The 7338-nt window shown below is 71.7% G+C and carries 6 protein-coding genes; 3 read left to right on the top strand and 3 right to left on the bottom strand.

Translation table 11 applies throughout. The annotated features are described in order from the left end of the window. Nucleotides 1–885 (top strand): NADase-type glycan-binding domain-containing protein (locus IPZ69_RS28080; protein ID WP_235457362.1); only part of this gene is annotated, 885 nt, incomplete at its 5' end. A 26-nt stretch (nucleotides 886–911) separates the two neighbouring features. On the opposite strand, the gene IPZ69_RS28075 is transcribed toward IPZ69_RS28080, so the two are convergent. From IPZ69_RS28075 to IPZ69_RS28065, 3 genes are all read right to left on the bottom strand, one after another. Then, nucleotides 912–1835, bottom strand: a complete 924-nt coding sequence (locus IPZ69_RS28075; RefSeq protein ID WP_235457361.1) for an MIP/aquaporin family protein — start codon at nucleotides 1833–1835, stop codon at nucleotides 912–914. 104 nt (nucleotides 1836–1939) lie between these two features. Further along, complete coding sequence (locus IPZ69_RS28070; protein WP_235457360.1) at nucleotides 1940–2605, bottom strand: SDR family NAD(P)-dependent oxidoreductase; 666 nt, start codon at nucleotides 2603–2605, stop codon at nucleotides 1940–1942. A 52-nt stretch (nucleotides 2606–2657) separates the two neighbouring features. Further along, nucleotides 2658–3377 (bottom strand): DUF4328 domain-containing protein, encoded by a 720-nt coding sequence (locus IPZ69_RS28065; RefSeq protein WP_235457359.1) that lies wholly within the window; start codon nucleotides 3375–3377, stop codon nucleotides 2658–2660. Nucleotides 3378–3559: 182 nt separating this feature from the next. Here IPZ69_RS28065 and IPZ69_RS28060 point away from each other — a divergent pair, with 182 nt between their 5' ends. Beyond that, the gene (locus tag IPZ69_RS28060) at nucleotides 3560–4525 is read left to right on the top strand and encodes a polyphosphate kinase 2 family protein (RefSeq protein WP_235457358.1); all 966 of its coding nucleotides are present in this window, start codon (nucleotides 3560–3562) and stop codon (nucleotides 4523–4525) included. A gap of 15 nt (nucleotides 4526–4540) precedes the next feature. Continuing rightward, nucleotides 4541–7261: a cation-translocating P-type ATPase gene (locus IPZ69_RS28055; protein WP_235457357.1), complete on the top strand. Its 2721-nt coding sequence runs from the start codon at nucleotides 4541–4543 to the stop codon at nucleotides 7259–7261. The last annotated feature ends 77 nt before the right edge of the window (nucleotides 7262–7338 follow it).

The raw sequence follows: 7338 nt of genomic DNA, 5'->3' as shown, positions 1-7338 counted from the left end.
GCCCGTTCCCTTCTCGTGCCCGTCGCCGAGCCCGAGGCGCGAGCCGCCGCCGAGCCGGCCGTCGCGCCGGTGCTGCCGGGGCGGCCCGTCGCGGACCGGCCGCAGGTGCGGGCGCCCGGGCCGGTGCTGGGGGACGAGAACGGCGTGCCGTGCCCCTGGTGCTCCACACCCAACCGGCCCGACCGGCACTTCTGCACCCGGTGCGCGATGCCCATGTCCCGGGACGACCGCTCGCCCGAGCGGCGGCCCTGGTGGCGCCGCGTGCTGGACTTCCGCAGCCGGGAGACCCCGTGGGCCGGCGACCGCCCCCGCCTGCGGCGAACCTTCGACCGCATCGTCAGCTGGGTGGTGGGCGCCCTCGTCCTCACCCTGCTGATCCTCGCCGGGGCGAACGCGCCGGCCGCCGTGCAGGCCACCCGCGACCACTTCGCCAAGCGCGCCCCGGTCGCCCCGGACGCTGTCGCGGCCTCGCGCTCCTACCCGGGGCACAAGCCGCAGCTCGCCTTCGACAAGATCAACAACAGCTGGTGGGGTCCCGGCGTCTCCGAGTCGGGCGAGGGCCAGTGGATCGAGGCCCGGTTCGACGAGCCGACCCGGCTGCTGGACCTGATCATCACGCCGGGCGTCTCCACCCGCCCCGACCAGCTCTCCCAGTCGGCCCTCCCGCACCGCCTGAAGGCGACGATCACCACGAAGGACGGAAAGACCACGACGCGCGAGATCACCCTGGACCAGGGGGCCGGCGGCCAGCGCCGCGCCTTCCGGGTCGGCGAGGTCACCAAGGTCCGCTTCACCATCGAGTCGGCCTACGCCGCCTCCGCCGGCAAGCAGGTCTCCATCGCCGAGATCGAGTTCTTCGGCCGGTCGAACTCCAACGCCTCCTGAGGGAGGCCGTCACGGCTCCTAGGCGGTCATTCCCGCGTCCGGCCGGGCTCCGGCAGTTCGCCCTGCTGGGCGCGGGTGTGCAGTACGTCGCCGATGAACAGGTCGTACACCAGGACCCCGATCGTGCCGCCGATCAGCGGCCCGACGATCGGGATCCAGAAGTAGTTGCTGAACCACGCTCCACTGCCCGGGAAGGAGAACCCGTCCCATCCCGCCAACCAGGTGAGCAGGCGCGGGCCGAAGTCACGCGCCGGGTTGATGGCGTAGCCGGCGTTCGCCCCGTAGGACATGCCGATGGCGGCCACGGCGAAGCCGATCACCAGCGGGCCGAGGTTCGCCTGGACCGCCGTGTTGCGCAGGTCGACGACCGCCACGACGAACATGACCAGGAAGGCGGTGCCGACGATCTGGTCGATCAGCGGACCCCAGACACCGCCGTTGAAGTACGGCGCCGGGAACGTGGCGAAGATCGAGAACGTGGCGAGTGTCTTCCCGCCCACGTGCGGGTCCTTCGAGGCCGCGTCGTACGCGTTGATCGCGTCGTGGTAGACCGCGAAGACCAGGGCCGCCCCGGTGAAGGCCCCGACGACCTGCGAGAACCAGTACGGGAACACCTTGACCCAGGGGAACTTGCGGCGTACGGCGAACGCCAGCGTCACGGCCGGGTTCAGGTGCGCGCCGCTGACACCGCCGGCCACATAGATGCCGAAGACCACGGCCATGCCCCAGCCCCAGGTGATCAGCAGCCAGTCGCCCGCGGCCAGGAAGATCGTCGTCGGAGTGGCCGCACGTCCCGAGCCGGGCAGTGCCGCGACGGCCATCGCCGTGACGCCGCATCCGAAGCAGATGAGGACGAACGTCCCCAGGAACTCCGCCAGGCACTCGCCCAGCAGGCCCCCGCGGCGTCTGAGCCGCGAGGGCTTGATGAGGGGAGGGATCTCCACAGCCATCTCGACCCCCTTCAGAGGGTGCGTTCCGGTGCATTCCTGTGCGTTCCGGTCGTAGCACCATCGTTGCCCACGAATCGAAATCCGACACTGCGGAGCGGGAGCGGTCAGCCGTAGAGGTCGTCGGCGTAGTGCCGGAAGCCGTGCCGGTCGCGGTGCAGGGTCCACAGGGTGTCCGCGAGCACGGCCGGATCCTTCCTGGGGTGACCGGGGACGATCGCGCCGGGGATGACGAGCTGGGCCACGTGGATGCCCTCGGGGGCGAGCCGGTCGTGCAGCAGATGGCCGTACGCGCTCTCGGCGGCGAAGGCGATCGAGGTGCCCGCGCGCTCCGGGTGCGGGACGACGGCGGTGCCGCCGTTGACCAGCAGGATCGTGCCCCGGCCCAGGGCGCGCATACCGGGCAGGACCTGCTGTACGGCGGCGACGGGGCCGTACACCGAGAACTCGACGGGGCCGAGCAGATCCGTATGGGTGGTCTCCAGCACCGGAAGCATGAAGTCCCGCTGCGGTACCGGGCTGTACTGCAGCACCTCGACCGGGCCGAGCTCCTTCGCCGCCGCGCCCAGCGCCGCCGCCAGCGACGACGGGTCGCGCACGTCGGCGGCGAAGCCGCGCGCGGTCACGCCCGCGGCGGCCAGTTCCCCGGCCAGCGCCTCCAGCCGGTCCCGGTCACGGGCGACGAGCGCCACGTCGTACCCCTCACGCCCGAACCGGCGCGCCACGGCGGCGCCCAGCCCGGGGCCCGCCCCCACGATGGCGATGGTCGTCATGCTCCGACCGTAAGCGCCGACGCACGACGCGGCGAACGTCCGGTCGCGGTGTTCAGGAGGTGGCTGCCACCGGAATACGGCCGTCCGGATCCTGCCGTGCCCGCTCCGACTGTGCCGCGGTGACGGCGCGTACGAGGAACACGGCCGCCACGGCCGCGCCCACGATCGCCGCGTCGGACGCCAGCAGCGGCCAGGGTTCCGTGTAGGCCCGCTCGATGACCTCGTCCTTCGAGTCGGTGTACAGCAGCCCGACCCCGCTCAGCAGCCCGACCAGCCACAGGCCCCACCACACGTTCAGGGAGAGCGGCGCGCGCCTGCCCGGGGCGGTGGCCTGCCAGACGTCCGCGACGAGTCCCCGGGGCACCCACAGGTTCATGAACGGCACGATCCAGCCCAGGTAGACCCAGTAGCCCGCGTACCGGGGTGCCGCGCCCGACAGGTCCGTCCCGTTGTCCCGCACCCGCCACAGCCACGACAGGAAGGCGAAGGCGCAGACCAGCGCGGCCACCCCGCCCAGGGTGGTGACCTGGTGGTACGAGTCTTCGAGCGCCGTCAGCGGGCGGTGCACGCCCTCGCCCTGGTCCGGCGGTCCCGAGGCCGGCTCTCCGGCCATCGCGAGCCGGATCTCCCACACCGCCCGGGCCACCCAGGCGAGTGCGGCGAGCAGGAGAGCGCCGACAGCGCATCGGGCCGCGCCGCGAACCGGCCGCAGGGCCGGGATGTGCTGCACAGGGTGTTGCGGCGAGGGGCCTATGCCGTCGTGGTTGTTCATCCCGGCATCTTGTCGCACTGGACATGTCAGGGCCAAACACCACGCCGGGCCTCGGTCCGGGGCCGGACGTCGGGTCCGGCCGGCCCCGAACCACCCGCGAAGGGTGAGGCCGCCCCCGCGCCGGGGAGGGACGCTGCCGGTGCGCGGGGGTCCGTGCCGGGGGGCCGTAAGGACGGTGGACGATGTCCGACGAGAGAGCCGAGCGCATCGCGGACCTCATCGAACCGCTGAGGGTCAGGCCGGGCAGCACGGTGCGCCTGGCGAGGGACTTCGACCCCGGGTACAAGGCTCGGATCCGCAAGAAGGACGGCGTCGAGCTGCTCAGCAGCGGCATCGAGCTGCTCGCCGACTACCAGCGGCGGCTGGCCGCCCAGGACACCTACGGGGTGCTCGTCTGCCTCCAGGCGCTGGACGCGGGCGGCAAGGACGGCACGATCCGGCACGTCATGAGCGGCGTCAATCCCCAGGGTGTGCGCGTGACCGGCTTCAAGGTGCCCTCGGCCGAGGAACTCGACCACGACTACCTGTGGCGCTACGCCCGCCACCTGCCGGCCCGCGGCGAGATCGGGATCTTCAACCGGTCGCACTACGAAGAGGTCCTGGTGGTGCGGGTGCACCCCGAGAACCTGCGCAGACAGAAACTGCCGCCGGCGGCCCGCGACGACGAGGTGTGGGAGCGGCGGTACCGGGAGATCAACGACTGGGAGCGCTACCTGAGCGACAACGGGTTCAAGATCGTGAAGCTGTTCCTGAACCTGTCCAAGGAGGAACAGCGCATCCGCTTCCTCAAGCGCATCGACGTGCCCGAGCGGAACTGGAAGTTCTCGCCGGCCGACGTCCGGGAGCGGGCCCGGTGGGACGACTACCAGCGGGCGTTCTCCCGGATGCTGTCCGCCACCAGTACGGAGTGGGCGCCCTGGTACGTGGTGCCGGCCGACCACAAGTGGTTCGCGCGCATCTGCGCCGCCGCGGTGCTGGCGCACACCCTGATCGGCATCGATCCCCAGTATCCGCGGGTCGGCGACGAGACGCGGCGCGAGCTCGCCGAGGTGAAGCGGGATCTGGAACGTGAGGCCCCCGAGGGCGCCGCACCGGACCCCTACGCGAAGGCCGGCAAGAAGGGCAAGCGCTCGGGCGGAAAGGGCTGAGATGAGGTACGTGCCATGACCGCGCAGACACACGCACCGCACGAGCGGGCGGCGGACGGCCCGGCGTGGTACGCGCGGCCCGCGGACGAGGTCGCCGCCGCGTTCGGGGTGCTCCCGGCCGTGGGACTGTCCGCGCAGCGGGCGGACGAACTCCTGCGGACGAACGGACCGAACGCGCTGCCGGAGGAGAAGGCCCTGCCCGGCTGGCGCCGCTACCTGGCCCAATACCGCAGTTACATGCAGCTCGTCCTGGTCGCCGCCGCCGTGGTGTCGTTCCTCATCGCGGAGTGGAACACCGGCATCCTCCTGGTCGTGCTGACGATCCTGAACGCGGTCATCGGCATGCGTCAGGAGGGCAAGGCCGAGAGCGCCATGAACGCGCTCAAGTCGATGCTGAAGGCGACCGCCCGGGTGCGCAGGGACGGGACGGAGTCCGAGATCCCGGCCGAGCAGGTCGTCGTCGGGGATGTCGTGCTGCTCTCCGCCGGCGACGAGGTCCCGGCCGACGGGCGGATCGTCGCGGCCAGCGCCCTGCAGATCGACGAGTCCGCGCTGACCGGCGAGAGCGTGCCCGCCGCCAAGGACGCGACCACCCTGACCGGCGCCGACCTGGGGCCCGGGGACCGCACGAACATGGCGTTCATGAACACGCCGGTCACCCACGGCAGCGCGACGGTGATCGTCACGGCCACCGGGGCCGACACCGAGCTCGGCCGCATCTCCGGGATGCTGTCGGCGACGCCCCGCGAGACCTCCCCGCTGGACCGGGAGCTGAACAGGCTCACCCTGTGGATCACGGGCGCGGCCGGACTCACGATGATCGTGATGTTCGTGCTCGGGCGCAGCCGCGGCCAGGCGTGGGACGCGCTGTTCGTCAGCGCCGTCTCGCTGGCGATCGCCGCCATCCCGGAGGCCCTGCCCACGGTGACCCAGACCATCCTGTCGATCGGCGGGGTCGACCTGGCCCGGCGTCAGGCGATCGTGAAGGACCTGCCGTCGGTGCAGTCGCTCGGCTTCACCTCGGCGATCAACTCCGACAAGACCGGCACGCTCACCATGAACCAGATGACGGTCGTGGAGGTGCTCGATCCCGGTGACCGCTACACCGTCTCCGGCACCGGGTACGGCCTGGCGGGCAAGGTCCACCACGCCGTCGGCACGGCACCCGGCATCGAGGACGCGATCCTGCCGTACCTGATCGCCAACGACGGCAAGCTGGTGGACGGCGTGGTGGTCGGCGACCCCACCGAGGGCGCCCTGCTGGTGCTCGGGCACAAGGCCGGGCTGGACCTCGACGCCACCCGTGAGCGGCTGCCCCGGCTGGCCACGCTGCCCTTCGACCCCTCGTACAAGCTGATGGCCACCTTCAACTCGGCCACCGACGCGGCGGGCCGGCCGGTCGTGCGGTGCTTCGTGAAGGGGGCCGCGCCCGCGGTGACGGCCCGGGCGAGCAGCGCGCTCGCGCACGGCACGGACGTCCCGTGGGACGCGGAGGCTCAGCGGCGCGCCCAGGAGCACATCGAGCGGATGGGCGGCGAGGGACTGCGGGTGATGGCGGCCGCGCGGCGCGACCTCGACCCCGCCGACTTCGACCCCGAGGGGGACCTGCTCGTACATGTCACCGACCTGCAGATGACCAGCCTGATCGGCATGGTCGACCCGCCCCGCGAGGAGTCGCGGGCCGCCGTCGCCGACGCGCAGGCCGCGCACATCCGGGTGCGGATGGTGACCGGGGACGACGTCGTCACGGGCGCCGCCATCGCGCGGCAGCTCGGCATCGAGGGCGAGGCGATGCTCGGCGCCGAGTTCGCCGCGCTGCCGGAGAGCGAGCGGCTCGCCCGGATCGACGACATCGGTGTGGTCGGCCGGGTCGCGCCGGAGCACAAGGTGCTGCTCGCGGACACGCTGAAGAAGAAGGGCCATGTGGTGGCCATGACCGGGGACGGCGTCAACGACGCCCCGGCCATCAAGGCGTCCGACATCGGCATCGCCATGGGCTCCGGCACGGAGGTCGCCAAGAACGCCGGGCGGATGGTGCTGGCCGACGACAACTTCGCCACGATCGTCTTCGCGGTCGAACAGGGCCGCAAGATCTACGACAACCTCACCAAGTACATCCGCTTCGTGCTGGTCCTGCTCGTGGTCTTCGTGCTGACCTTCCTCGGCGCGACCCTGTTCAACATCGCGGCGGGCGAACCCTTCTCTCCCGCCCAGGTGTTGTGGATCCACTTCTTCGTCAACGCCGCCTTCGGCTTCGCGCTCGGCTTCGACCGGCAGAGCCCCGGACTCATGGAGCGCCGGCCGCGTCCGCGCGGCGAACCGGTGCTGACCAAGGGCGTGATGGTCACGGTCGGCCTCTCCGGCCTGGTGATCACGATCGGCCTGCTCGCCCTGATCAAGCTGGGCGAGTCGCACTACGGCAGCACCGCCGTCGGCCAGTCCATCGCGTTCACCTCCTTCGCGCTCTGTCTGATCGTGGCCGCGCTCGAATGCCGCAGCGAGACGGCGACCGTGCTGACCCCCGCCAGCTTCGACAGCAAGCAGATGAACTGGGCGATATTCGTGGAGTTCGCGCTCGCGGTGCTGGTCACGCAGCTGGACGGGTTCCGGCGGCTGCTGGGTACGACACGGATCGACGTGCACCAGTTCGGCTGGGCGCTGCTGCCGCCGCTCGTGCTGCTGGTGCTGTGGGAGCTCGGCAAGCTCGTGGCCAGGCGGGCCGCACACCGGACGTGACGGACGGCCCGTGGCTTCGTCAGCCCGGCGAGCCCGGCGGGTGGGCCGAGGGCGCCTAGGGCCTGTCGTCAAATTCC

The organism is Streptomyces olivochromogenes (genome assembly GCF_021538895.1).
GTDB lineage: Bacteria > Actinomycetota > Actinomycetes > Streptomycetales > Streptomycetaceae > Streptomyces > Streptomyces olivochromogenes_A.
The sequence above is the reverse complement of the archived record's forward strand: the minus strand, read 5'-3'. Positions and strand labels throughout refer to the sequence as shown.